This is a genomic window from Paraburkholderia aspalathi, from assembly GCF_900116445.1.
Taxonomy (GTDB): Bacteria; Pseudomonadota; Gammaproteobacteria; order Burkholderiales; family Burkholderiaceae; genus Paraburkholderia; species Paraburkholderia aspalathi.
In genome coordinates this window covers 184,689-210,348 of the sequence record NZ_FPBH01000006.1, presented here as the reverse complement: position 1 = coordinate 210,348, position 25,660 = coordinate 184,689, and the positions used below count along the sequence as shown (strand labels likewise).

General features: G+C 56.3%; 18 protein-coding genes. 10 read left to right on the top strand and 8 right to left on the bottom strand.

All coding sequences use genetic code 11. The features are described from left to right. Window positions 1-307: 307 nt before the first annotated feature. Window positions 308-1,063, bottom strand: coding sequence for a hypothetical protein (locus BM438_RS12655; protein ID WP_093634599.1), 756 nt, complete (start codon window positions 1,061-1,063; stop codon window positions 308-310). A gap of 594 nt (window positions 1,064-1,657) precedes the next feature. On the opposite strand from BM438_RS12655, the gene BM438_RS12650 reads away from it, so the two are divergent. The 3 genes from BM438_RS12650 to BM438_RS12640 are packed head-to-tail and all read left to right on the top strand — an operon-like array spanning window position 1,658 to window position 7,651. Further along, window positions 1,658-3,070, top strand: a complete 1,413-nt coding sequence (locus BM438_RS12650) for a hypothetical protein (RefSeq protein WP_093634598.1) — start codon at window positions 1,658-1,660, stop codon at window positions 3,068-3,070. Continuing rightward, window positions 3,067-4,986, top strand: a complete 1,920-nt coding sequence (locus BM438_RS12645; protein ID WP_093634597.1) for a phospholipase D-like domain-containing protein — start codon at window positions 3,067-3,069, stop codon at window positions 4,984-4,986. Before BM438_RS12650 ends, BM438_RS12645 begins: the two co-directional genes overlap by 4 nt. After that, window positions 4,976-7,651 (top strand): DEAD/DEAH box helicase, encoded by a 2,676-nt coding sequence (locus tag BM438_RS12640; protein WP_093634596.1) that lies wholly within the window; start codon window positions 4,976-4,978, stop codon window positions 7,649-7,651. Before BM438_RS12645 ends, BM438_RS12640 begins: the two co-directional genes overlap by 11 nt. 566 nt (window positions 7,652-8,217) lie before the next feature. On the opposite strand, the gene BM438_RS12635 is transcribed toward BM438_RS12640, so the two are convergent. Both BM438_RS12635 and BM438_RS12630 read right to left on the bottom strand, forming a co-directional pair. After that, window positions 8,218-8,790 (bottom strand): hypothetical protein, encoded by a 573-nt coding sequence (locus BM438_RS12635; protein ID WP_093634595.1) that lies wholly within the window; start codon window positions 8,788-8,790, stop codon window positions 8,218-8,220. Between the two features lie 285 nt (window positions 8,791-9,075). Beyond that, a complete protein-coding gene (locus tag BM438_RS12630) occupies window positions 9,076-9,495 on the bottom strand; it encodes a hypothetical protein (RefSeq protein ID WP_093634594.1) in 420 nt (139 codons plus the stop codon). Between the two features lie 631 nt (window positions 9,496-10,126). On the opposite strand from BM438_RS12630, the gene BM438_RS12625 reads away from it, so the two are divergent. Further along, entirely contained in the window at window positions 10,127-10,726 is a 600-nt protein-coding gene (locus BM438_RS12625) for a lysozyme (RefSeq protein WP_167378380.1), read from the top strand. After that, on the top strand, window positions 10,713-11,144 hold the full coding sequence (locus tag BM438_RS12620) for a hypothetical protein (RefSeq protein WP_093634592.1): 432 nt from the start codon (window positions 10,713-10,715) through the stop codon (window positions 11,142-11,144). Before BM438_RS12625 ends, BM438_RS12620 begins: the two co-directional genes overlap by 14 nt. A 218-nt stretch (window positions 11,145-11,362) precedes the next feature. Here the strand turns inward: BM438_RS12620 and BM438_RS12615 are convergent, their stop codons facing one another. The 5 genes from BM438_RS12615 to BM438_RS12595 all read right to left on the bottom strand — a co-directional run bounded on the left by BM438_RS12615 (window position 11,363) and on the right by BM438_RS12595 (window position 19,084). Continuing rightward, window positions 11,363-11,887 carry a PAAR domain-containing protein gene (locus tag BM438_RS12615; protein ID WP_167378379.1) on the bottom strand — a complete coding sequence of 175 codons (525 nt, stop codon included), beginning with the start codon at window positions 11,885-11,887 and terminating at the stop codon, window positions 11,363-11,365. A 179-nt stretch (window positions 11,888-12,066) separates the two neighbouring features. Further along, window positions 12,067-13,140 (bottom strand): DUF6708 domain-containing protein, encoded by a 1,074-nt coding sequence (locus BM438_RS12610; RefSeq protein ID WP_093634590.1) that lies wholly within the window; start codon window positions 13,138-13,140, stop codon window positions 12,067-12,069. 3 nt (window positions 13,141-13,143) lie between these two features. After that, window positions 13,144-15,702 carry a T6SS effector BTH_I2691 family protein gene (locus BM438_RS12605; protein ID WP_093634589.1) on the bottom strand — a complete coding sequence of 853 codons (2,559 nt, stop codon included), beginning with the start codon at window positions 15,700-15,702 and terminating at the stop codon, window positions 13,144-13,146. 10 nt (window positions 15,703-15,712) lie between these two features. Beyond that, window positions 15,713-16,591, bottom strand: a complete 879-nt coding sequence (locus tag BM438_RS12600) for a DUF4123 domain-containing protein (protein ID WP_093634588.1) — start codon at window positions 16,589-16,591, stop codon at window positions 15,713-15,715. A 21-nt stretch (window positions 16,592-16,612) separates the two neighbouring features. Continuing rightward, window positions 16,613-19,084: a type VI secretion system Vgr family protein gene (locus BM438_RS12595; protein WP_093634587.1), complete on the bottom strand. Its 2,472-nt coding sequence runs from the start codon at window positions 19,082-19,084 to the stop codon at window positions 16,613-16,615. Window positions 19,085-19,458: 374 nt separating this feature from the next. On the opposite strand from BM438_RS12595, the gene BM438_RS45485 reads away from it, so the two are divergent. From BM438_RS45485 to BM438_RS12565, 5 genes are all read left to right on the top strand, one after another. Then, entirely contained in the window at window positions 19,459-19,596 is a 138-nt protein-coding gene (locus tag BM438_RS45485; RefSeq protein ID WP_167378378.1) for a hypothetical protein, read from the top strand. Between the two features lie 1,054 nt (window positions 19,597-20,650). Continuing rightward, on the top strand, window positions 20,651-21,094 hold the full coding sequence (locus tag BM438_RS12580) for a hypothetical protein (RefSeq protein WP_093634586.1): 444 nt from the start codon (window positions 20,651-20,653) through the stop codon (window positions 21,092-21,094). A gap of 168 nt (window positions 21,095-21,262) precedes the next feature. Beyond that, window positions 21,263-22,828: a recombinase family protein gene (locus tag BM438_RS12575; protein ID WP_093634585.1), complete on the top strand. Its 1,566-nt coding sequence runs from the start codon at window positions 21,263-21,265 to the stop codon at window positions 22,826-22,828. 29 nt (window positions 22,829-22,857) lie between these two features. Beyond that, window positions 22,858-23,727 (top strand): plasmid partitioning protein RepB C-terminal domain-containing protein, encoded by an 870-nt coding sequence (locus tag BM438_RS12570; protein ID WP_425270735.1) that lies wholly within the window; start codon window positions 22,858-22,860, stop codon window positions 23,725-23,727. Beyond that, entirely contained in the window at window positions 23,724-24,626 is a 903-nt protein-coding gene (locus BM438_RS12565; RefSeq protein WP_093634583.1) for a plasmid partitioning protein RepB C-terminal domain-containing protein, read from the top strand. Before BM438_RS12570 ends, BM438_RS12565 begins: the two co-directional genes overlap by 4 nt. Window positions 24,627-25,660 lie beyond the last annotated feature (1,034 nt).

Genomic DNA, 25,660 nt, shown 5'->3' with positions numbered 1-25,660 from the left:
CGTCACACTAGACCTTGAAATTGTAGGCCAGCCTCTGCTGTTCGAAGACACTAGTTTTGAGAGCGGACCGCGTAGGTGACAGGCAGCAGGCGGCCAACATGCGCCGCTCGTCGGGAGGTCCGCTCCGACATTCGAACGTCAGTGATACTCCGAAAGCAGCCCCCAGTCGATCGCAAGCGATCGATAATCCACGCCCGCCATCGCCAGATGGAGTGTGAGAGAAGTGCGGAGCCTCCGCAAAACCCGGAGCAGTTCAGGGAGACAGTAAAAAAAACTGCATGGGGCTTCTATCCATTGACACAGGCAATCACGTCAGAGCGCTCACGTATGCCTTGTATTCCTCAGCTTCCAAGCTTCGTTCTTCGTGTATCAGGTGGCGCGACCGAAAGCGTCCAACGTCATGCCGCTCATACAGCGCAAGCAGGTATTCAGGCAATTCCAGCACACCATGAGCGTGCGCGTTGCCAAGCACCGCCAAGTTCATGAAGAAGAATTGCGGCTGAGCCTTTACCATTTCCAACAGTTCAGGCAATGGTTTGTCTATCGCTCTCGGAGCGCCAAACTCACCCTTCACATACTGGATGTCGAGCGCCAAATTTTGAGCATCTTTTTTCAGAAAGCAGTTATTGACCTCACACACGGCTTGCCTTTGCTCGCTCTCTGGAAGCTGTTTAACGCCTTCAGGGACACCATGAGGCAAAATTTTAACAGCGCCTTGTTTCGAGCAAGCGATCGCAAATGGTTCAACCGAGGCAATTAAGACTTCATTCTTGGCCCCCGCCGCCTTGACAAGTTTCTTCATCCTTTCATCGTGGCGACCATCATAATCCTTGCGACGGACGAATATCACTTGCCTGATGGCTCCATACTTCTTGATGAGCTTTTCAATCTGAGAAAGCTTCAATTGCTTGGAGTCGTGGATAAGAATAGTCGCCTTCATGCACAGAAAAATCTCGATCAGGCAGCTTTCTATCTTGTAAGTGAATAACCCTCTGGCATCGTCTTTTGTTTCAATTATGCCCGCGCCATCCTGGCCAATCTCTACGTAACCATCGAAGGTCATATATCCACGCTCCTTGTTTAGTGGCGTCATTCTATCCGGCTAGGAACGCCAGCGCTCTTGTGCCGTTTATTGCAAAACCAACCAGTCATCACCGCAGGCGTCGGCGCAGAGCGTGATACCGTAATTGGAGGCGTTGTGATTGTGGCCGGCTGATATTTTTCGTTCTTGCTGAATACGGTCATCAGCGTCATCCGCGCTTGCGCTCCGCGGGGGGAATGTCCCAGTGGATACCAGATTTGATCTGGATCGGGCGGCTGGTTGACCTTCTAAACTAGCCACTCGATTTTCTGCGCTCGACCGGCCGCAACGGGTCGACTAAGGAAGTCCGGTGTTGGACCGAGTTCGGCCAAGAGACATTCGTCGCAGTGCGAGCAACGACGCTCGAACGGCAGCTTCTCACCTGCCAGGGGACCTAGGCGACAGGAAGGCGTGAATTGCAACGGAACGCCCTTCAGAACGGGCCGATTGCGTCCGTTAATACTTGAACCGGTGCAACGTCAACGCGGATAAGAACTGGCGAAATCAGTACAGACTGGATCGAGAAAAAATGAGAAACAAAGTCTGCGGTATGGCTGTGGCGGACGATCGACGCATATGACTCCCCCGAGATTGCTCCAACAGATCCTAACTGAGTTCGATGACCGCATCAGCAGCGAACTGAATCTCGACCCTTTGGGCCTGCAGGTCATCTGGTCGGCTTACGGTCAGAAGATATTCCGCAATCGCGTCAGTTCGATCTCCAACGACGTTCGAAACTACACCCTCAACCTGTTCAACCATTGGGTGGTCAAGAGCATCGCCGACGACGATGCAGTGCGATTGGGCAAGGGCCTGCAAAGCGAAAAGGCATATGCCGGCAAGGGCAAGAACGCGTATGCCTTCAGGCAGGCCTGCCTGGTCTATCTCGAGAATCTGTTCGCGTTTTGCATGGTCGACGCACAGACACGGGCCGGCGTGGAAACCGCTGGCGTCCTCGGCATTTCCAAGGCGCGTCGTAAATGGGACGAAAGCCAAGGCAAACCTCGACTGCTCTTTAGCCATGAGTCCAAGGCCCATATCCTGGTTCGTCAAAATCTGCTTGGCGTCAGTGGACGTTACAAGACGCCGCTGGTGCAGATGGGTTTCTTCGATAGCGCCTATGACTATGCGTTGCCATCGGCCCGATCCCTGTGGAAGAAGGTCGAGGAGCAGTTGACTACAGGTTTGGGACCGCTCGCGAAATTGCACAAGCTCGTGCACGTGCACGTGACTGAGCTCCTCGCCGAGCCCAATCGTGAACCGGAGCGTCTGTTCGACCAAGTCCCTGTCGAACTCAGGAAAGCGTTCGTCCGCTCGTTTAGTTCACCGACGGCGGTAGGCTCCTATGCGCGCGAATTCTGGCTTTCGGTCACGGAACTCGACCAGGGGGCACCTGGCGCCCTCTACCGGGTGTTGAGCGAAGAGTTGCGGCGGGGCGGCGCGACGGGTCCGTGGTCGGCTAACAAGGTTTTTGCGCGATCAGTTGGACAGAACTTGCTCGCGAGCGCGGACAAAGACAAGCTCGAACATGTGCGCCTGCTTGAACCGTTCCTGGGTGAGCTGGATTTGTTGCTCGACGTCATCCTTTCGGCCAAGTCTCATTCGTTGAATGAGGTCGTCGCTAGGTGGAAAGCACTCGGCCGCGACGAGAATACGCTCCCCAGGCTTGCGGCGCCCATAGTCACCAACCTGACGATGAGCAAGCAGATTGCCGGGACGGCTTCGGAGCGCCTGAAAGACCTGCTCGATCTCGCCAAGGAGGTGGAGATCCAGCAACAGAGCGAGCGGCTGTTGAAGTACCACGACAAGATCATGGAGGCTCGTGGTCAGTCGCCCTGGCTACGCTTGCTGAGCGACGGCAAGCTGAAGATCGACGTTCGCCCTCGTGTATTGCCCGGCAAGGACGAGCGGCCTGTGGGGACTTGGATCCACCACTACTACATCCCTCAATTTCGTCACCTCTTGTCGGGTTTGTGGGGGAATGCATGAAGCTGCTTGACTCATTTCGCAAGGAGATCGAAGGGCTGGGCGACGTGAGGCGTGCTTGGTTTACGACATTCAATCTCGGCATTCCCTTCTTCGAGACTCACGTACTGCCCGTACTGCTGGGTTCCGACCAGCCGGCCAACCGGATGGACTACGAGACCATGCAGCAGCAGATGGCCGATCGCAAAATCGACCTACGTGTGTTTTGCGATCTGCGAATGATGGACGCCGATCAGCTTAAGCGCACGGCCATCCCCGTGCATGGCATCCTGCCCAGCCGCCTTGCACTAAACGGCTTTGGCAAGGATTCTCTGTTCCATCCTAAGGTGATCTTTCTGGAGGATGAATCCGGCAAGATGGTGCTGGGCGCAGGCAGTGCCAACCTGACCGTCAGTGGTTGGGGGCGGAACCAGGAGGCGTTCGCTTTCCGTACGGTCAGCAACAACGAGCAATACCAGCAGATCAAGCGCTTCTTCGATCCACTAACGAAATCGCTCGGTCAGAATGAAGTACAGCCTCTTGGCTTGCGCCGGAAGTTCGTCGGCACAGACGAGGACTGGCGTTTCGCGCACAGCTTTCATAAGCGGAATTTTCTTCAGCAACTGATGGCAGAAACCGAGGCTGATAAGCTGACGGTGTGGTCGCCCTATTTGTCGCGCGATCTCGCCGGCCTGGTTGGCCGGATTCAGGAGGCGACGGGGCGCAAGCTGAGGTTTCGCATCGTGCCCGATCGAATCGGCAACCGGCATCTCCGAACCGTTTGGACTGAAGCACTCGGCAAGCTGCAGGAGGGGGGTGTTCTGTCCTTCCACGACTATCCGTCGCCGCGTGCGGACGAGATAGAGATGACGCACGCCAAGCTGTGGCTGGCGTCGGGAAGTCAGGCGCGCCTCGCTGTGGGTTCGTGGAATTGCACGGAGCCGGGAACCGCGAGTTTCGAGCAGCGTAATGTCGAAGCAGGAATCCTGCTGAACGTCCCGCCCGCGACAACGATGTTTGGCGGGCAGTTGGAGTTGACGAAAAAGGACTTCAGCACCGAGGAGTCGTTGAACGATGAGGAGCTCATAGCGCCCCCTTACCCCTTGCCCTTCGATCTGCAGGTTCGCTTCGACTGGGAGTCGGGCCGCTATGACGTGGACGGCCAGCTGTTCGAGCCGGTCAAGGGCCGTCCCTATCTGCTGCGCTTGCCAGGCGTGATCAAACCCATCCCGCTTTGCTGGAAAGTGATTCGGCGCATGGGGGCTTATCCGCTGGAGTCAATCGCGCGCGAAGTCATCGACAACGAAGCGTTGCTCGCAAATCATTGCTACGAAGTCAGTCGAGACGGCATTGTTGAATACCGTGGCCTGATCCTGGAGACTGGGCAGGATCATCGCCGGGCTCAAGGCTATGACTCCTTGAAGGATCTGTTGAACGACCTGATCAACGACGTCGACCCGCGAAGTGGTGGGACTGCTCGACTGCGCAAGGTGCTCAAGCATAACGACGTGCCGGAGGAAGAACTTGCCAGCTCGACTCTCAACGAGGAAGGAGGAAGCGTCAGCTACTTCCGTTTGTTTCACGCCTTCGCGCAATTCAGGAAAAGGCTGCGGGCGACCCCATCCATGGACGAACTGGAAAAGATCTTGTTCGTTTACCCCGGGAGCCTGCAGGAGCTGGTGGTTAAAGTCAACGAGCAAATCGGCGCCACTGGCAATACGGTGTTCAACTGGTTCCTACTGGAAGAAATGCATTCTCTTCGCGCGGTGGCGTTAGACGCCTATGAACAGAACCGGGCCAGGTACGCGCCTATCACACCGCCCAAAGCCAAGTGGGGCAGCCTGAAACCGAAAAAACATGCGGTGTCCTTGCCGCCGGAAATCAGCGGCAAGAGCCGCTACATGGCGGAGCTCAGGGAGGCTTGCGATTATGAGCGTTGACGACTGGGGTGCCTTGACGCCGGAGCGGGTGTCTCGTTGGATCACATTCAATCGGGGCCACGCCGACTGGGTCTACAGCGCGGCCGAGGAGTCGATGGCGGCCCGACAGGCCGAGGGCGTTGCCGGACTATGGAACAAGCTTGCATTGCACGACGCCGCCCTGCTGGCCGACGAAGTGGGTACGGGCAAGACGCTTCAGGCGCTCGGCGTCATGTCGCTGCTATGGAAGAAAAATAAGCATGCCAAGGTGCTGGTCATGGCGCCCAACCGTGACATCTGCAGGCATTGGGAGCGAGAGCTCAGGAAGTTCGTCAAGAACCATTACCGCGCGTCTGACGACGTGGTGCGCCGAGCGGCGGATGGCGGACCTGTTCACGAACCTCAGTTGTGCTGGCGGCTTGGCGACCTAGCCGAGGCTGTGGAGGCAGGCCCGGGCTGCCTGTTCATCACCACGATTTACGCGCTCAGCACGCTGGTTCGCGGTGAATCCGGCGAGGGCTTCGATAAGCTTGTAGGCGCTGCGGACGCGGCCAAGAACATCCATCGCAGGTTGATGCGCGCACTGGATGAACGGGGCTTCGATCTGCTTGTCGTGGATGAAGCCCACTATTTTCGCAACAACGAGGGGCAGTCACAGCGGGCCGTGGCGGCGCACGAGTTCTTCGGCACTCAGGGCAAGCGATTGGGCCGCAAGGCCCTGCTGATGACGGCAACGCCTAGTCACTCGTCGATGGACAACATCACGGCGATACTCAGCTATGTGACGGACGTCGGTATCGATACGCATGAGGAACTGCTGAAGAAGTACTCGCTACGCCGGTTGCGACGCATGAAGGGCAGAGACGGCACCTATGACAAATACAGTTACCGCAATGAGACCGCGATAGAGGCGGACTTTGGTCAGGATCCCGCAGCCGAACTATTTTTCGCGCTTTATCAGAAGTTGCTGGTCAAGCAGCAGATCGCAGACGGAAAGCGCTTTTTGTACGGTTACCTTGAAGGTTTCGAATCCTTCGAGACGCATTCCCACGACGATAAACCGGACGCAGAGGTCGACCAGAGCGGTCGGGACTTCAAGGGAGCAAGTGACACTGAGATCCTCAAGCGGCTTGCGCGGATGCACAGGAGCCTGGGGAAACTGCCGGCGCATCCCAAGTACGATGCTCTCGTGAACCAGTGTGTAGCTCGTGATGTCTTCGACGCGAGGCTCGATGTCCATGAGCACAAGCACCTCGTATTTGTCCGTCGGATTCCGTCGGTTCGCGAAATCGCCAAGCGGATCAACGCGGCCTATGATTTGCAGTTCGGGAGGAGGATCACGAAGGCGCTGGCTTTGGAAGATCCGGAGGCGGAAAAATGGGAGGCCAGCCATTGGTCGCGCAAAACCTTCAAGGGATTCTTCACGAGCGACGCAAAGGATGACGAAGAACATCCGACATCGCTGCTGGATTCCGAAGGAGATGCGCCTCAGGGACACGTCGACGCGGATGCCGATGTCCATTCGAAGATAGCTGATCTATTCGTTGTGAAGAAGTCGGGCGAGCGCAGTACAGACTGCTCGAATTTCAGCCTGCGCCTGCGAAAGCCGGAGAGCCTGTTCTCGCTGTTACTCGAGCCTGCCAGCGACTATCGAAATGGAAGGTACAGACATTACTATCGCAAGGCAGCGGGCGACCGGCTCCGGGACGAGTACGGGCTGGCGGCACGTGATACCCGTCATGCGCGTGCCGGGGCACGCGCCGCGGTTGTCCCGAGCGAAAAGTTCGACTTTGCGAGGCCCATGCCCACCTTGTGGGGGGCGATGTACGATCTGCTCACGCAGGCCGAGCGCGAGCGGATCGAATCGTGGCTCGAACGTGATATGGGTATAGCCGAGAGCTTCGGCACTTACATCAAGAATGGGTTCTTGTTTGCCAGCCCAGTCATCGTCGAGTTGTATTGCTGGAATCTGGAATTCCGTAAAATCCAAAAGACGGGTGACGCTCAGCAGCGCTATCTGTCGTTCGTTGCTTTCATCAAAGGCAAGCTGACGCGCTCCGTCATACTCGCTTACTTCCGCGCCGCGCTGGAGACTTTCGAAGCGCTCTGTGAGGACATCTCTGGCCACGCGCTTACCGGTTGGAATCACGACTGGCACGTACTTACAGGGCTGAACAGTCCCGCGCTCTATGCCAGCAGTGCGGTTACGGATCGCCAGAGGCTGATCCTGGGTTTCAACAGCCCTTTCTACCCAAATGTACTGGCTGCCACCTCAGTGCTCCAGGAGGGCGTGAACTTGCACCTGCAATGTAGAAAGGTCCATCACTACGGAATTGCCTGGACGCCCGGCGACAACGAGCAGCGTGTGGGCCGTGTCGACCGGCTGTTCGGCAAGGTAAACGCACTACTCGAGCGTGATGGGAGCGCCGAGCTGGCCATTCACTATCCTTATCTCGTGCGCTCGTTCGACGAGGAGCAACTGGCGTCGTTCATCAGGCTCAAGCATGAAGTTGAGGAGCGCATGGATGGTTGTCGTCATTCCGGTTTCAGTTCGGAGATCGATCTTCGCCATGTCGGAGAGATGTGGCGGAATTACCTTCGTAAGCCGGGGCGGGACATGAAATCAGTCGTCCTATCTGATCCCTTTCCGTTCATGCGAGATGAAAAGCCTGCTAATGACTATTAGTCGTGTTTGACTGGCGATATGGTCACCTGTCAATCGGCAAATCTAGGTCGATGGACAAACGTCAGCTTTGACCGGCGGATTCAACCGGTGGACGCAATGGTTTACTGGAAATCGCCTGTCTCTGAAAAATCGGAGAACATTGTTGATGATGAGTAGACGTGCGCACGTATTGTGCGACGTGGTAACTCCAGAGCGATGACCCGGCGCGGACGGCATGTCGCTTGTTCGTTGACGTCAAAGTTTAGTGATAGCGTCGCATCCTTGTGGACTAGCGAACCTTTGGGCGGGAATGGGACGGAGCCGGCCTGCGTGGACTTTCCATGTTGTCGTGCGGGATTTACCCGGCCCAAACCCGACACCTCGGGCGGCCTGTGTGTTGTGCGTCGTCGGCCGACGTCCGAGTGCGCGAAGCAAATGAGGAGCGTGATCTCCCGAGCCTTGAGGCGCCATACTGCTGAGCGAGTGCAAGCCATTCTCAATCGTCAGCGGATCCCCTACTTGGATTGAGCAGTGTGTCCTCGCCAATCAGTAGCGCGATGATTCGGATACACGCTTCCGAGCACTTTTCAGTGATTGTTGATAGCAATGATTTTGATATTCGTTCTCTGAGGAGTTGTCTTTTCCACGATACCCGATACCCATACCTCACCATTGCCCAGCATTATTCCTTCAGAATCGACGGAGAGGTTCTGATACTGTTGGCTCTCAATCGCATGCTTGACCTTGTTGGTAAAAATATTCTTATATTTTTTTAAAAACTGCGCGGGATCCCTCACAGATCTTCGTTTTTTATGTTCGAAATATCGGAGGGGATACCGGGCTACATTGCTGAGGTACACCTTGTCGTTCGACTCAACCGCGTTTTTTAAGGAATCCAAAAATGATTGGACGTCGTCCGGCCGGAGTCTGGCGACCTCCTTAACTCTGAAGTCAACATAGGATGTTTTGTCTTGAACTGAGACCTGATTGCGATCACATGTCGTGGAGTTCGTCTTTAGCTGGTCGAGGTTGCAGCCAGGCTCGGCTGAAGCCAGACCTGAATTGATCAAAAGAAGAGCGGCAAGAGCTGTTTTTTTCATCGTCAATGAACCCGGTTGTAAGCTTCCAAATGACTCACTCATCGTGTACGCAAGGCCCATCCACTTCTCGCCTTTTCTGAGAGCGTCAATAGCGCTTGGGTGTCTAAGCACCGCGACATCAATGCCGATGATAGCGCCGAGCGCGTCCCGTGACGTTCAGCTTACGAATACAAGCCTTACTGAGATTTCGCCGGTTCGTCGGAAGCGTAAAGGGGGGATGGTCAGCTCTTTCATCAAGATCTTTTGTCGCCCCTGAAGCAGGCCCAAGCTGATACTACAGCGCTATGCCGGCGGCAGAGCCAGCACGGTGCGAACCATCCAGCCGCGCAAGCAATTTAGCGTTTGTTATTGAGCATTGTGCTCGTTGAGAATTTCATGAAGGCGCTTATTCTGCAATTTCCGCTGATCGTATACGCATTCTGCGTACGCAGAGTCCCACATATTGTAGTGGCCCAGCGTCGGTGACGATAGCCAACCTGTCCCGGTCTCTTTTTCAAGTCTACAAAACCGCTCGGCATCGTCCTCTGCCTTCATGTAGGCATCAAGTAAGTCCCGATTTTTATTTCCTTGCGGGATCGTTTTTCTGATCTCTTCGTAGGTTGCTTTCGTATCTGCCGCGACCTCCTTCGTGAGTGCTTCGAAGCACGCTACGTCGTAGCTGGTACCGCCAAGTTGTTTAAGGCACGACTCATCCACTTTCGCAAAGGTTGCCGTACTCGCCAACAACAGCAGCGCCAGTCCGCCCCACTTGCTAGTGCTTTGCATGATGGACTCCCGCTTGAAACATCTTTGTCTCCGTGTATCCCCAATGAGCGAACGTATTCTTGGGCCTTGGCCCGTCACCTATAACTCAGGTGTCCGCCGAGCTCGGCGATCTGGTCGTCGACCTGCCCTAGGCATTCGTAGCCTGCTGCGCACACCATCGTCGGATTGACCGGACGCTTTCATCGAAAGCACTCCCCGTTACGGGCCATGTGTCGCCAATTGTTCAGCTTTCGGTGGGGACCACTCTTTAAGGTAACGCCCGCCGCATGACAGGCAGTCGCACTATACCCGCCCGCCAGTGGGACCTGCTGGCTTCCCTCACCTGAGTGATACCCGTGGGAACGGGCACCTTTCGGCGCGAGCTCGGTGGGTCGACCACAGGAAGTATTTTCCTAAAATCCTTTCGCTTATCGCTCTAAATTCAATCAGCATCGATTCAGTCCAATATTGCCGTGGGACGTTCTCGCCCGTGGATAAAGTGCATCTAATTAGTTATATTCACCCCGGTGTCATCGAAAGGCCAAGCCATGGGATGCGCTTGCCATGGACAAGCAATGTCGACATGAGTGCTGGCGCATCCAGTCAGTCACACCTTATGTTCTTAGGCCGCAGCAAACTCGGGAGAAAGATCATGAGCCAGCCGATTGCGACTGGAGCAACGAACAGCGATCCAAATTCGGTCGTTACAGGTACAAGTGAGCGACTCGCAAAGCCGTGGCACGCGTCCGATCGCGTGTTGCCATTCTTAGCCGAGTGGGAGAGCGGAAGCCTCAATGGCGTGGTCCGGATCTTCTACAGCAATCACACTCACCACGATTATCATGTCACCAATGGCATGATCCTGACAGTCTACAACGACGACCAAGGCAACCCTACTGTAGGGTGCGGGCACCTCGTTGTGCCAGCCGACCATCTCCATGCAGGCGACACGATCACGCTTGAACGCGGACAACAGCTACTGCGTGCGGATCTCGTACGCACAGAAAAGGCCATCAATTCCAAGATTCACGTGCCGCTTTATCAGTACGAATACGACGCATTGGTGAGCGTCATTTTTAACGCGGGCGGTGGCAGCGCGGCTGACGATATGGCGGATATCGTCAATGCCGGTAATTATTCGACAATCCCGGAATCCATTCGCCATTTTTATGTACGAAATCCGCGCCTGCTTCCGCGACGTTCAAGCGAGGCTAACATGTTTGCCTCCGGAGTCTACGATGCGAGTCACTAAGATAGTCCCAGCACTGGCCGCACTTGCGCTCATTTCCGGGAGTGCCTATGGGAGTGATGACGAGGAGTGCCTTAAACACCTGAGCGGTAGCGGCAGCATGGACTCAAATTGCTTCATGGTAGCGGCCGCCGATATGGAAACAGCTAACAAAGCACTTTATGCGGCGATCGCCCAATCGATCCCCAAGGGAAATCCCAACACCGCTCTCCTTTCGGACTACATGCGCGAACAGGACAGGATGAAGAGATTCTGCACCATCAACAAATTTGCCGGATCAAAGTGGAAACCAGACATTACCGCTCCACAGGTACGCAACATCAACGATATTGCGTATTTTGAGTGCATCTACGATCTGCGGAAAGACCAGAATCAGCATCTGCAGAGCATTCTTGATCTGGTGAAGTCGACTACGAACTGATCAATCTATGTACCGCCAGCCCTTCGGGCGGGCATCCTTGTAAAGTCTCAATTCGGCTCAACGCCGGCTTCCGGAATGCACCGGGAGGCCGGCGCCGCTGCCCGTGCTGGCGATCACGGCAGCCTTTATGAAGATAGAGCGTCCCGTCCTCAACATCTTGGCAGTGCTAGCTATGACATAGCGGGCTTCGAGGCACTCACAAACGAGAATTGTAGTTGTTATCCTTCGCTCGATTCTGTGGGGAGGTGCCCGAGATGAATGGCGATTTTTTGCGGCGATTCCGTTTGGTATCGTTCCGTCATTCCTAGCTCGTCGGTTATCCCGTGCCGAGTCTCGCCGCTTGGTAGTTTCGCGGTGTAGTAAATCTCAGTCATTGGTGTGCCATTCTTGTCTTTGAGCTGGAATTGCTGGTCATAGCAAATGTATTGCCCCAGTCCTTCGATCTGGTCGTCAACCTGCGGCAGCCAATCGTAGCCCGCCGCAGATACCATGGTCGGATTGACTTCGCACTTGCAGCGGACGCGGTCTCCCTCGAGGGCAATCTCCTGCCCGTTATTCCGCTTTCGGTATGGACCACCGGCCTTGAAGATGACACCGGTGGTCTGACAGGCATTGCATGAAACCTGCCCGCCGATGAGCGCGGCGGGTCTACCGTCAACTCCGGTGATGTAGGCCCCATCGTGAGGCAGAGCAGCGCCCCCGGTGCTCGGGGGGTCGCCGACAAGAATGATTTTTCGTAGCATCTTCGTGAAGCCCCTTTCTGACCGATTCGCGTGGTCCGACTGTCTTCGATTAGCGACTACATCCATCGCCAGCCCATCCTGCCGAATCGTCGCGCAACGAGTACGCCCTTACGAGAACTCGAAAAGCTGCAGGTAGTGCAAGTGAATAGCTAATTGCGCGTCAACTGCACTCTGCGCCGTTAGCCGCCCGCCATGTTCTTCGGCGGCTGATCAAGAGCCCATTGATTAGCATTTTCGACGCCGTCCTTTATGCCAGACCATCCGTCCGTTTTGCGTTGCGGGGCGTCGGGATATTCTTTGCGCTGTTGCGCCAGAACAGTCTCTGCCCAACCGACCGGGGTGCCCTCTCTCGGTTCAGCGTACGCATCGCTTGGATCGAGCCGACTGATTTCCTCGATCGACTCTGGCCAGACAGGTGCCCGGGACGTGGCGATGGCAAGCATCCGCAATGGTGTAAAGATCAGCACCAGCGGCATGGTGACAAGTCGCCACAAGAGTGACCCCGTCAGTCCAAATCCATAGAGCGAATACAGGAATGACTCTCGCGGCGTCTCGTGCTCTGTATGGAACAACATAGGCTTGGGCAGGCCATGCGGACCTTCATTCATAAACGCGCACCAGTAATTCCACTGCGCCAGCAAGATCTCGATCTCAGGCTTGCCCGTCCACTCGCGGCCCAAAGAAAACACACGGGTAACCTTGCCCGCCGCGTCGACGGCATAGTGCCGAATATGGAAGACCGTGCCGAACTGCGTCTTTTCCTTATGCAAACAGAACAATTCGTCTTCGTTCCAGGGAATTTCCCAGACGTGATCACCTTGGCCTTTCCGGGCAAAGTAGCGTCGCCCGCGGACGGCGAATAGTTTTCGCGCTTTCCGGTGAAACCGGATCGGGTTGCGAGTCAGCGCGAACATATTGCTCTTTGCGGCCCGGAAGACGAGATATCCGAAGCCGACGGCCAATGCCAGGAGGAAGATGCGCAGAAAGGAAGGAGCATCGGGGTCCCGCAAAACTATGAAGAAGAAAACCAGCCAGCAAAGCGCCGCGACCGTCGCAATCAGCGTCGCACCCATCATCCACTGTTTCTCCAGGAACGACTGGTCAGTTACGTCCATGAAGGTAGAGTTGAAACGAAAAATGGTCCCGCTGTCCCACATGTCCGGTCCAACAACACGATTGATCGGAAGGCGATGAGCCAGATCCCATTCGGGAACAGGCTGACCCACGCACTTTTTCATCACACGTTCATCCATCGCTTAGCCTCCTGCTGCCGAACTGAACGCCGACAACTCTTCCTCAAGCGTCTCATATTTCTTCTCGCCCGTACCGAAGTAGCACCGATCGATCCACTCTTTCATGGCCGAAGCCTTGTAGTGTGCGATGGCGAGGGCGATGAGGATCGACGCAACCAGCACGATCCAGAATCCCGGAATCGCGCCAGATAACGCAAAATAGGCCACGTAGAAACCGAGGGATGCGCTGGCTGCGTACAAGGCCGTTAACCCGTACTCCTTTTTCTGGTAAGCCTCCCAGGTGTTCATCACGTCGAAGACCGCCAGCGCGGCACCAGTGATTGCTCCGAGCGCTCTCCCTCCGATTTTGAGCCCAGCGAGTTCTCGCTCCCCGAGTGACCATTGCTTCAGAATGAAGGACGAAAGTGGATGCGTGGGTGCCTTTTCCACCGTCTCTGAGACCGTCTCCATCATCGCGCCGATAATATTCACAACCGCTGCGGCAGCCTTCGAATCTGTTTCGACTCTGTTGAACCTATCGTTACCCGCGACATCTTCCGCCGCGGCCTCGAGCGTGAAGAGCTGAAAGATGAATGTGGCCACGCCAAGATGGAATGCCTCAGGAGCCGAAGAACCGAGCCAGGACTTCACTTTATCCGCGCCGGGCAGCTTAACGGTCTTGATAGATCCAGCTTCGATCTTGCCAGCCTTTTCAAGCGCATCGACGTCGAGCTCGTAGATGACCACATTGACGTCGGACTTCGGACCTGCCTTGACCGCAGTCTTTGCAGCCTTGAGCGCATCGGCACGCGTTTGTGTTCGATCTGTCTCCAGTTTGATGCCCGCCTTTTTCGCCTCGTCGATCGCCCATGCACGCAACTCGGCTTTCGATTGGGAGCTTGCTCGGATGACCGTCCCGGAATGAAGCGACAACCGGATCATGATTGGCACGAAGGCAACGCTCCGTGCGCCTTTGGTCAAGGCCTTGACGATCACGCTTCCAGTTGTCAGGACAAGCTTATCGAGAAGCCGAGCTGCTTCGCCGGGTTTGACACGCGCGAGCGCTTGCTTGTAGAGGTTGAGGAAATTTTCGTACTGGATATCAGACTTGTGGATCTGCGCCTGAGCCGCATCGATCAGCTGCTTCTGGTTGAAAAGGAGTGCGCGTGCATACAGATTGCGACTGTTTGTAAGCTGTCCGGTCTCGAGCCAGTCGTTCAGGACCTTGCCGCACGCTTCTGTAGCTGCCGCACTGCCGATGCTTTGAGAACACGACTCGCTGTACGCATACCCACTGCGAATATCTGCATCATCATGAACACCGCTCATCCAGTCTGACAGAAGTTGGCAGTTCAGCCATCCGGCATGCGCCTTGACCAGCTCGTCCCATTGGGGTTTGAACTTGTCGAGCGCGTCGTTGTATTCCCGCGGGAAGCTATTCAGATGCTTATAATCGATCGAAGGCTTGCGCGCGCTGCCCTCGCCGGTGTGACTCGCCTCGTCCCACGCTTCATCTGCAGCGGCGTTCTGATGCCCTGCCTCGTCGGCGCCATACTTTTTGTCCTGGGCGGCCTGCTGTGCGTTGTAGTTCGAAATGCCGCCGGCCTTGATCGACCCGGTCACGAATTTCCATGCGCCGATGATATCGACGGGAGGACCTCCCGTCGAATACGAAATGGGATTCTGATTCGCCTGATTGACCATTTCCGACGTGCGATATTCGAATCCCGCTTCTTCGCTGGCCTGCGCACGAATTCCCTGCTCTGCGCGGGCAAGCAACTGTTTGGCGATTGATCCGCGATAAACGTCTGCGTTGAATCCGCTGTCGATGCTGGGAACGACGAGTTCGCCAAGGTCGTTGGTCAGTCCAACTGGGTCGTTCACTGCCACGATAAATCCCTTTTTCATCGGGGACTGCGCCATGGCGGCTGCAATGCGGGGCGCCACCGTATGCAGACGGCTTTCCATTTTGGGATCGGTGTTACTGAACTTGAAGGCGGTCTTCATCGCCTTTTCGTCCATCGCAAAATGGGCGATCTTTGAATGGTTTGCCTGAAATTCGCCCGTATCGGTGGCGCCCTTGGGCGAAAGCATTGCGGGCACGTTAATGCATTGCATATGAAGCGCCCGCCACCCTGCTTCATCGGCCTGGCCGACGAGTCGTTTGGTCCAGAGTACGTTGGACCATCCGATCCAGATATTGGTCGCCGGATCGGAGTCGCTGTGCTCAACGTCGATGCAGTAGCCGAGCGAAAGTTGCTGCCCGTCCAGGCAATTCGTCGGAACGACTGCTGGATTCGGGGGCATTACTCCCGGGATGAAACTCCACATCATGCCGCTCGGCAGAACCATGTACGCTTTCAGGCGTCTGCGCTTTTCCTCATAGACGTACAGGTAGCCAGCCCGCATGGCCCGCAGGGTGTATCTGGCGGTCCCGACCAAAGCTGGCGCCTTCGCCGAGTTGATCGTGAAGTTGCCTTCCAGGGCCGGTGCCTTCGCGGCGCCGTGAGGACAGGCTACGGCATATCGCACCGGGTAAAGTAGTAGCGATTTGCGGTCACACAGGTTGCAGGATACGGGCATGGTCGGTCCTTCAGGCGATGACGGCGTGTTGATCTTTTAGTGATTCGAAATCGGCGGATGTAAGTAGCGCAAGGGCTCCCGGCCAGGTGAGCTCGCCTCGACGGATTGCCGGCCACGCCTGCTCGAGCTTCTTGTGTTCGGTGAAAGCGCGACCATAACGCATGTCATGGACCGCATAGTCAATAAGCGCGTCAGGGTCCGAAAGCCCGGCCTTCTGCTTCGCATCATCGAAACTCTTGCACAGCGCGCCCATCAGCCTGGATAGATCTCTGAAATCGTACTTTTGGTCACTGAGTCGGGCGAGCGCGCGGGCCGCAAGGTCGCTGCACTCAATCCGTTCCCATTGCGAAGGCGTTGGCCAAGCCGGCGTTATTCCTTCAAGCGGGGGCGCCTCGCGCCCATCACCTCTAATCGTCCACCACCGTCCAACGGCCGGTAGGGTCCACGTGTCCACCGGACCGAGCAATGCGGACAACCTGGCCAGCTCAAGCACGCTGGTCGCAAGCGAAATCACACGCGGATCGTAGTATCGCCATAGCACCGGGCTTCCGTTGGCGCCAGGACCGACAAGGTAACGGGCCACGTGTTCAGCGAGTCGATCTACAGGCCAGGAACTTTGTAGCCATGCACAGATTACTGGCGGGCGATCGCCGTCAAGCTCGTCACGCATGACCTCCGCGATTTCAGTCTGCTGCTCGGGGCTCAGCGCACTCACATTGACGAGGCGCGGCATCAATTCGATGCGATGCGAAAGGGCTGCTGGCGCGCAAGGCACGCTGGGCAATGTCTCAAGTCCTGCGGCGTAACCTATCGTCGCTGTTTCGATGAGAACATAGCCTTGGCTGAAAGGCGCCTGCGGTGCTGGCACCGCACGCAATAGGGCATCCATAATTATTTTTCTCCCCTCACCCTAAGCAAGCGGCACAGACGCGCTCCCCGCTTCGGCCGCGCTATTGGTCATGGTTTGGCACAGGTCGGCGCCAGGGAACTGGGCTGGAATACTTTGAGGCCCCTGCGTCCCGTGGTTTGCAGCGTGAATTGTATTGCCGCCAGGCGTAAAGCCGTTTATGCCTTCAGCGCTGACGACAAACTGGCTATTGCCAGCGGTCAGGCGGATCCCCTGCTTCGCAGTGATATTGACCCAGTCAGTGGTGCTGATGATGCCAACAACTTTCTTCGCGAGTACTTCAAGTTCGTCGTTCTGTGCCTGGATCTGTACCTTCCCGCTTGCGGCAATTAGCGTCATGCCCATACGGTGAACGAAAATCGACAGTTTCTCGGACGCCGACGCAAAAATCGATTTACCCGCGCCAAGCGAGATATTCGAGCCTGCCGTCACGGCCGTGTGCTCGCCACTCGCGACGTGTGTCGACCCCGTACTAGACACGGCCGTGCCGGCCGCACTGGCCACAAGCAGTTGCGGCTCGTTCAGCTCAGGAAATGACCCATTACCGCCGCTGGAGGAGCCTTTTAGCCCATCATTCTGGGATTGAAGCGCGTCGGCCACATCCGACTGGTCGCCGCTTTCCTGCGCACTATGCTGCTGAGCGAGCTTTCCGAGTTGCGCCTGCAGCGTCTGGGACTTACCCAGTCTTGTAGTCGCCTCATTGATATCGGAAATATGGGATTTGGCGAGTGGCCGGGCGTCCGTGCTGATCAGCATGCCCTTGCCCGACCGAATCGCGCCAACGCTGTCTGTGCGCAGTTCGAAGCCTTCTCCGCGACCGTCCTGTCGCCCCGTGTTGTCCTCGACGCGCGTAATGTGTCCGAGCGAAAGCTGACTCGCCTCGTGGTCACTTCGCAACTGGGTCTGGATCTGGTCCTTCGTGTCGTCAAACAGCAGATGGTTACTCCGCCCACTGGCCATGTTGCCGTTGGCGCCGGAGAGTTCCCGGCTCCGGAACCCCATAAGGGCGCTCTGGTCGGGCAATTGCCACGACGGCAGATTGGATTCGTTGTGAACGCGACCAGTGATGATGGGCCTGTCGGGACTGCCCTCCAGCCATTGCACGATTACTTCTGAACCCACGCGTGGTAGCGCAACAAATCCCTGGTCGCCGCCCGCCCACGCGGTCGCCACGCGAACCCATGCAGAACTGCTTTCGTCGCCCTTGGCGAGCTGATCCCAGTGAAACTGCACGCGGCAACGGCCGTATTTGTCGGTGTAAACGCTCTGTCCCGACGGTCCCACAACAGTTGCAGTCTGGGGCGCGTTGATGCGCGTATCGACACTGTTGTACCCACGCCCGGGACGCCACGGAATTTTCTTGCGGATCGCGATGACGTCGTTGCGATAGTCGGACGGCACATCGACACCCTGAAGATAGTTGTTACTGGCGACGTGGTCGACCCCGACAACAAGGAACTGGTTGTCGTCTTGGGAGCCATCGGCATGCCCGAAGTGATCGGTCAGCTCGAACCAGCGTCCAGGCATCACATACCGGTTGTTGCCTTCGCCCTCAAAGCGCTTGGCGACGGCCTCGATCTCTTCCATACGACGCTTTGATAACCCATCACCGTCCTGACTGCCTCCGAAGCCGTAGGCGCCGACATATTCATATTGTTCGAGACTCGGTACGCCACCTTGCTGGTTTATGGTGGGCACTCCGGCAGTCGCCGGCCGCGGACTCTTGAAATCGAAGCGCGCGACCGTGTATTGCCCCGGCATGACCGAGCGCACCGGGCTCCAGAGCGCCAAGCCGTCTTCAACCTTGGAGCCCGAATCCCGCTGGAATGGCACGGATGCGGAATTGCCATCGATCTGCTTTGCGTTAATTGACGCATCGGAGACGATGAGCTTGTGCGATTTTGCCGTGTGCTCGTACCAGTAGTAGAAACCAGCGGCTTCCCACCTGCGGTGCAGGTAGTTGTGATCGCTCTCGCCGTATTGGACCGCCATTGTAATAACGGGATCCGTGCCGGCCACCTTCCAGTCCCAGTCGGGAAGTACGCCGTAGTCCTGCAGCAGCGTGTTCGTCTGTGTATGCAGATCCTGATCCTGGAACAGGCGGTTGTTCGTGCGAAGGGTCAGGAAGCGCAGCCATGGGCCGATCGTAGCTTCATAGAAGGCAACGGAACCGTCGGTTTTGACGTGTCGGAACGCAAAAATATAGCCGTTAAAGTAGCGCGACGTTCCGTCCGCTCGCGCAAGTTCTACGGTAATCATCTTCCCCTGGAAATCTTTAAGGGAGAGTGACGCGTTATCTGAAAGGATTTCGACCTTGAATTCGAAATCGCGCGACAGACTTTCTGTGCCTGTCAATCGATTTGCGAGCAATGTCGGGTATGGCGCGTCGCCATGCGGAAAAGTTAAGCGCAGCAGTCTGCTTTGCTGGCGGTCCGCAAAGACTTTTTGAAAGTCTTGAGCAAGATTGGTCACCACGATTCCCTCTTATTGCTGCCCCGATCGGTGACGGAATTTTACAGAATCTCCAGACGAAAAGTGTCAAATGTAATAGATGCATTTCTCGCGCAACTTGATCGGAAATTATTCCCTATAAATAATGCAAAACGCAAAATGGGTAACTATTGCCTGCTTTCGACAAGGATAAGAACGGGGTAGGCTTTGCCGACGCATTGGAGTATCAACCGTTTTAGCCATGCGACACGGAAAGGTCAGCAGTTGGACCGCCTAGTCGGGTGGTAATAGACCGCATGATGCGTTTGAACCGAGTCAATCAAACAGACTTGCGCCTAGCACTGTTTGACTGACCAGAGGAAAAGCAGCGCGACATGATCGTTCAAGGAGAGAAGGGTATGCGAGGCTATCTGGTGGCGTTGAAATCCACGCAGCTGGCCGTCTTCTTCTCGGCCCACGCGCTCGATTTCAGCGAAGCCCCGGATCTGTCCAGGAGTCGCTGCAAACGTAAAGACATCACGCGTGGGGGCCTGTGATGCACGAATAGCCTTGAATCGATAAATATTCACAGATGATTCTCAAGCGTCCGCTGTACGTGTTTGTGATAGACGCCCAAATTGTGAAAGCCACGACGCTTGTTCCGGTTGCTTGACCGGAAGATGATGACTTCGACACCTGCTTTGCTACAGATGGGGCAACGGCAACGTTTCCAAGGGGCCTCATCAAGCGTGCGCTCGACCAACGCACGCATTTTATTGAGTTCCATTTCATGTTTTTCAATGGGGAGGCCGTGTCCCAGCGTAAGAAACTGCTGGTAATCAATGATTGCGTCAAGAGTCCGTAGGAGTTTTCCTCCGCCGCTATCGAACTTTCGTAACGCACTTAGCGCGTTCTGCTCCCGCTTCTGAAGATCTTCAGCATTAAAAATTCCGCGTTTGATATTCGTAAGAAGCGACCACCCATCCGGGCAGTCTCACTAATTCGGTAAATCCAGTCTCACGAAAAGCGCCCGAGTCTCACTAATTCGGTTTCCCTGCACTACCAACGCTGTAGGAAGCTTCAAAAGCTGAGAATTTGCCACTTTGCAAATCAAGGGTTTGCATCATCTTCGCCTGCATAAGGCGAGACAAAGTCAGGCATAAATTGAGAAATCCCTACTGGGCCTAACAATTTATATTGTGTCTCTCGCGTTTAAGAGATTGAGTACCCATCGAACGGGTTGGGACAAACCAGATGTTCACGTCCCACACATAACATTTTATACGTTTCCGCGAGCACGCGATAGAACTGGCCCTGTCGCGTCAGCAGCCGTCGCTCAGCTTTGTACCGGGAGCCGCAAAAAATTGCGCTTCAGATGCGACAAATCTAGTAATTTGCGCTCGTGAGCGAATCGTCTCATCGCACGCCGGCGGTCAAGAAATGTCCAAGTTTCTGCGACCGTCCTACTACAGCGTCAAGCAAATTGCGATGACCGCTTAACGCTGCAGTTACCAGGTTAGGCCCTTTCTCTATTCCGTCTCAGGCCAGTGACCGCGAAGGCTGGTCGAGGCGTCCGCGTCCGCCCGTCGCTACCCGACCTGGAGGGGACTTATGAAATCCACCCGCATCTGTCTCGCCTGTGGCAATCCGTTCGAGCCACTGCTGCACGTTCCCCGTCAGCGTTACTGTTCGTCGAAAGCTTGCCAGCGCGCTCGTCGACGCGACTGGCAGACCCACCGGCTTCGTATCGACGACGACTATCGCGACAACCAGGCCCGGGCGCAGGCGAAATGGCGCGCGGGCCACTCGGGCTATTGGCGCGAATATCGAGCTGCGCATCCAGCGTATCGAGAACGCAACCGCTGCATGCAGAAAACACGCAATGCGCAGCGAAATTTTGAGCCGATTGCAAACATGGACGTCATTCGGTCCCAGCAGCCGTTGGGGTCTGGCTTCTACGTACTGCGCGGCGCAGATGATGCCGGTGCTGCAAATATGGGTGCGTGGACCGTCCACATCGCCGTGCTGTCTGCGCCTGCAGCGCCGCCCATATGATTGCAAAGAGATGACTTGATTTACATTGGCGTCGGGCCTGCTACCTTTGCCTTGTCACCGTTCGCAACCATCCGCCACCACCTGATGTGAAGCCGTGGCGTTCGCATCTGGGGCTCCCCGTGCGCTCGGTGCCTGCCGGGTGTCGGTGTCTGAGTTGCGGAGCGGAGAATGTCATTCAATAACGCGGGTACAGCCGTCGTAGCCGGCTGTCAGGCAGGACGGGCAGCGGAGTACGTCCGCATGTCGACGGAACACCAGCAGTATTCGACCGAGAATCAGCGGGACCGAATTCGAGACTACGCAACTCGTCGCGGATTCGAAATCGTCCGCACATATGCCGATGAAGGTAAAAGCGGCCTTCGAATCGATGGTCGCCAGGCACTTCAAAAACTCATCTCCGATGTCGTAAACGGCAATGCCGATTTCTGCGTAATCCTCGTCTATGACGTGAGTAGGTGGGGGCGATTTCAAGATGCCGACGAGAGTGCGTATTACGAGTACATTTGTCGCCGTGCGGGCATCCAGGTTGCGTACTGCGCCGAGCAGTTCGAGAACGACGGGTCACCTGTTTCGACCATCGTGAAAGGCGTAAAGAGGGCAATGGCTGGCGAGTACAGCCGGGAGTTGTCCGCGAAGGTGTTCGCCGGTCAGTGCCGCTTGATTGAGATGGGCTTCCGGCAAGGGGGTCTGGCCGGCTACGGGCTGCGCCGCGTATTGGTCGACCAGCACGGCCTCATGAAAGCGGAACTGTGTCGCGGCGAACATAAAAGCCTGCAGACGGACCGGGTAGTCCTCATGCCCGGGCCAGAAAGCGAAGTGCGAACCGTCAATCTAATCTACAACTGGTTTATCGACGAGTCGCTCGACGAGTGTGCAATCGCAGCTCGCCTGAACGGCATGCATGTGCGGACTGACCTCGACCGCGAGTGGACGCGAGCCACGGTACGGGAAGTACTGACGAATGAGAAATACATCGGCAATAACGTGTACAACCGGGTGTCGTTCAAACTGAAGAAGATGCGGGTGACCAACACACCGGACATGTGGATTCGAAAGGAGGGAGCATTTCAGGCAATTGTGCCAGGCGAGACGTTCTACACGGCCCAAGGCATTATGAGAGCGCGAGCACGCCATTACTCGAATGAGGAGCTAATCGAACGCTTGCGCAACCTGTACCGCAGTCGTGGGTTTCTGTCCGGCGTGGTGATTGATGAAACAGATGGCATGCCATCTACATCGGTCTATGTGTACCGGTTTGGGAGTCTGATTCGTGCCTACCAGACAGTCGGCTTTACTCCCGGCCGAGACTATCGATACATTGAGACCAACCGCTTCCTGCGACAGCTGCATCCGGGAATCATTGCGCAGACAGAGAGGAAAATCGCGGACCTGGGCGGCGCAGTGATACGCGACCCGGCAACCGACCTGCTGACGGTCAACGATGAGTTCACGGCCTGCATTGCGCTCGCACGCTGCCAGGTACATGACAATGGCCGCAATCACTGGAAGGTGCGCTTCGATACGAGCCTCCTGCCGGATATCACGGTTGCGGTGCGGCTCGACCAAACGAACTCTTCGGCGCTCGACTACTACCTGTTGCCACGCCTCGATTTTGGACAAGCCCGTATTCACCTCGCTGACCAAAATCCAATCGAGTTTGAGAGTTACCGCTTCGACACGCTGGACTACCTCTATGGCATGGCCGAGCGCGCCCGTCTCAGGAGAGTAGCGTGAACTCACGGCAGCAGCTCGGAGAAATCCGGATGGTCCCCGTCAATCAGATTGAAGTCATCAATCCCAGAGAGCGCAACGGTCGAGTTTTCAATGAAATCGTCGATAACATAAAGACCATCGGTCTCAAGAAACCAATCCTTGTCACGCCACGAGCAACGGCCGGCGGCATAGAAAAATACCTGCTCGTGTGCGGCGAGGGGCGATTGAAGGCATTCCGCTCGCTTGGGGAAGCGACTATTCCCGCACTCGTTGTGAGCGTGAGCGACGAAGACGCGTTCGTAATGAGTCTGACTGAAAACATCGCGCGCAGACAGTGTCGCCCACTCGAACGGCTCGCCGGCATTCGGCAATTGCAGGAGCAAGGATATGCGCCGAAAGTCATTGCCGAAAAGACAGGTCTCACGCCGACTTACGTTCACGGCATCCTCACGCTGCTACGCCAGGGAGAAGAGAGACTTGTGGTTGCTGTGGAGAAAGGGCTCGTCCCCCTGAATGTGGCCCTGACGATTGTTGGCGCCGGCGACGACGATGCTGAAATTCAAGCAGCACTCCAGGAGGCCTATGAGTCTGGCAAATTGCGGGGCAAGCAACTGATGAGCGCTCGCCGCGTACTCGAGCGCAGAAAAGCACTCGGGCGAAGCACATCGCACAATATGACCAGCAAGTCGGCCGCTGTCACGACATCTAGTCTCGTGCGGACGTATGAGCACGAGGTAGAACGCCAGAAGTCCATGGTGAGAAAGGCCGAGTTCACGCAACAGCGGTTGCTATTTGTGGTCGGCGCTTTGAGGCAACTGTTTGCCGACGAGAACTTCATCAACCTGTTACGCGCGGAGGGACTGGCCAGCTTGCCGAAGTATCTTGCCGAACGCGTTTGGCCAAACGGGAGTGCGACATGACTGGTGTAACTCTTGGATTCATCCCCGAGCCGTTGTTGGTGCCAGTCTCCAGCATTCTGCCATCGCGCAAAATACCGGCGCCCGTGGTCGCGTCGCGCAAATTTAAGCAGATAAGAACCTCCATTGAGGAGGTAGGCCTCATCGAACCGCTCTCTGTAACGCCAGCGGACCAGTCTTCCGGGCAACATGTTCTGCTCGATGGGCATCTACGTCTACTTGCCATCCAGGACTTGGGGCACGAGCGTGCTGCCTGCCTTGTCGCGACCGACGACGAGAGCTACACGTATAACAACCGTGTCAATCGCCTCTCTACAATCCAGGAGCACTATATGATACGGCGAGTAATTGATAGAGGCGTATCGCCTGAACGATTGGCGAAAGCTCTTTCCGTGGACGTATCACAGATTATAAAGAAGATGTCGCTGCTGGACGGCGTCTGCCCGGAAGCGGCTGAACTTCTTGCAGACCTGCAGTTCTCGGCGGAGCTTGTTCGCGCTATTCGCAAAATGAAGCCCACGCGGCAGGTCGAATGCGTTGAGCTGATGGTGGCTGCGAACAATGTTTCAGTCTCCTACGCCGAGGCGTTGCTGGTGGCGACGCCTGCAGCGCGACTTGTGGAGGGCAAGAAGCCGCGCAAACTGACCGGTGTTAGCCCAGAGCAGATGGCGAAAATGGAGCGGGAAATGAGCAATCTGCAGGGGCAGTACAAGCTCGTCGAACAGACCTACGGTCAAGACGTGTTGAATTTAGTGCTCGCGAAAGGATATCTAACCAAGCTTCTCGAAAACGAATCTGCGCGGCAATACGTTGCCCAACGCCATCCGGACCTGATGGTGGAATTCGAGTCCATCATTGCCACCATTTCTCTCGACCAGCAGCAATTCAGCCCGGCCCTCTAGTCGAACCCTCGCTTAGATGCGGCCCACATAGCGTTCGACGAGCTGCGAAATAGGCGTCGTCGCTTGAGTTCGTCGCCCTCCCGACGAGAGGGAAAGGACTACGCGTCGTTCTGACGTTTGCATGACTGGCTGCGGTTCGATAGCTTCGATGGATGTGCGCAGATGTTGATTCTCGGGCATACACCCACGTAGTCGTACTTCGTCTCGTCGAACCGACCGGTGCGAACTCGCCAACGATGTCGCATTTGTCGGGAGTTCTCCTGCGCCCCTTACCCTTCCCGCCATCGGGTTGCCCGTTCCTGTACCCCTAGCGCCGGCGGCCCGTCTGTCACAACGAAGCGTGCTCTCCTTCAGAGCGGAGACGGCTGGCGCGGCTATCACCCTATATCACGGACTTTGATATATATCATCGACGCTGATATAGCCGACTCGCTGGAATGGTGCAGTCGATGACTTTCCCCACGCCAGTGTCCATCTTCCGGAAAGAAATCCGCAGATTCTTGTGGGCCATGCTCAGAGGATGCAGGGGCGGTGGTACTCTCGCCGGTGCAGTATTGTTGAGACGTCCTGAGGCTTCACACGCAAGTCGGTGGCTCCAGCGAGCCAATTGATTGATTCAAAACGATTGGCCGTATAAAACTCGTTTTTCAATTTTACACGGCCAATTGGGGTACGAACTAGCAAGAGGCGGATTGTCGGCGCCGAACACGCCTACTGCCCCGCCGCTTAACCTGCCAGAGGGTATCCGGATGAAGCTCTGCAAAAAACCGCAATGCGCAAAGTTCGCTCCCAGGTTCGCGGACGCAGCCAAATCGACGCGAGGGTACACCCACGGCAGTCGGCGACTACACGGCCTCCGCGACGGGGACATCGAGCTAGGCGCGAGAATATAGCGGCACGCCCCTGGACGGTACATGGTGGGCGGTGCCCTTCACGCGACTCATCGAGGCGTCTTCACAGAGGGTCGCGCCTTCGCTCGAAATCGGCCGCCCCTGCGCTTTTCTCGACGGAGTCGCTGCAGACGGTCGAGGGAA

What these genes read in the sequence shown, in the direction of transcription:
- BM438_RS12580 (WP_093634586.1), top strand. Translation starts at nt 20,651, where the DNA reads ATGAAATCCACCCGCATCTGTCTCGCCTGTGGCAATCCGTTCGAGCCA.
- BM438_RS12630 (WP_093634594.1), bottom strand. Translation starts at nt 9,495, where the DNA reads ATGCAAAGCACTAGCAAGTGGGGCGGACTGGCGCTGCTGTTGTTGGCG.
- BM438_RS12650 (WP_093634598.1), top strand. Translation starts at nt 1,658, where the DNA reads ATGACTCCCCCGAGATTGCTCCAACAGATCCTAACTGAGTTCGATGAC.
- BM438_RS12625 (WP_167378380.1), top strand. Translation starts at nt 10,127, where the DNA reads ATGAGCCAGCCGATTGCGACTGGAGCAACGAACAGCGATCCAAATTCG.
- BM438_RS45485 (WP_167378378.1), top strand. Translation starts at nt 19,459, where the DNA reads ATGCGAGGCTATCTGGTGGCGTTGAAATCCACGCAGCTGGCCGTCTTC.
- BM438_RS12565 (WP_093634583.1), top strand. Translation starts at nt 23,724, where the DNA reads ATGACTGGTGTAACTCTTGGATTCATCCCCGAGCCGTTGTTGGTGCCA.
- BM438_RS12645 (WP_093634597.1), top strand. Translation starts at nt 3,067, where the DNA reads ATGAAGCTGCTTGACTCATTTCGCAAGGAGATCGAAGGGCTGGGCGAC.
- BM438_RS12605 (WP_093634589.1), bottom strand. Translation starts at nt 15,702, where the DNA reads ATGCCCGTATCCTGCAACCTGTGTGACCGCAAATCGCTACTACTTTAC.
- BM438_RS12575 (WP_093634585.1), top strand. Translation starts at nt 21,263, where the DNA reads ATGTCATTCAATAACGCGGGTACAGCCGTCGTAGCCGGCTGTCAGGCA.
- BM438_RS12640 (WP_093634596.1), top strand. Translation starts at nt 4,976, where the DNA reads ATGAGCGTTGACGACTGGGGTGCCTTGACGCCGGAGCGGGTGTCTCGT.
- BM438_RS12655 (WP_093634599.1), bottom strand. Translation starts at nt 1,063, where the DNA reads ATGACCTTCGATGGTTACGTAGAGATTGGCCAGGATGGCGCGGGCATA.
- BM438_RS12600 (WP_093634588.1), bottom strand. Translation starts at nt 16,591, where the DNA reads ATGGATGCCCTATTGCGTGCGGTGCCAGCACCGCAGGCGCCTTTCAGC.
- BM438_RS12615 (WP_167378379.1), bottom strand. Translation starts at nt 11,887, where the DNA reads ATGCTACGAAAAATCATTCTTGTCGGCGACCCCCCGAGCACCGGGGGC.
- BM438_RS12570 (WP_425270735.1), top strand. Translation starts at nt 22,858, where the DNA reads ATGGTCCCCGTCAATCAGATTGAAGTCATCAATCCCAGAGAGCGCAAC.
- BM438_RS12635 (WP_093634595.1), bottom strand. Translation starts at nt 8,790, where the DNA reads ATGGGCCTTGCGTACACGATGAGTGAGTCATTTGGAAGCTTACAACCG.
- BM438_RS12610 (WP_093634590.1), bottom strand. Translation starts at nt 13,140, where the DNA reads ATGGATGAACGTGTGATGAAAAAGTGCGTGGGTCAGCCTGTTCCCGAA.
- BM438_RS12620 (WP_093634592.1), top strand. Translation starts at nt 10,713, where the DNA reads ATGCGAGTCACTAAGATAGTCCCAGCACTGGCCGCACTTGCGCTCATT.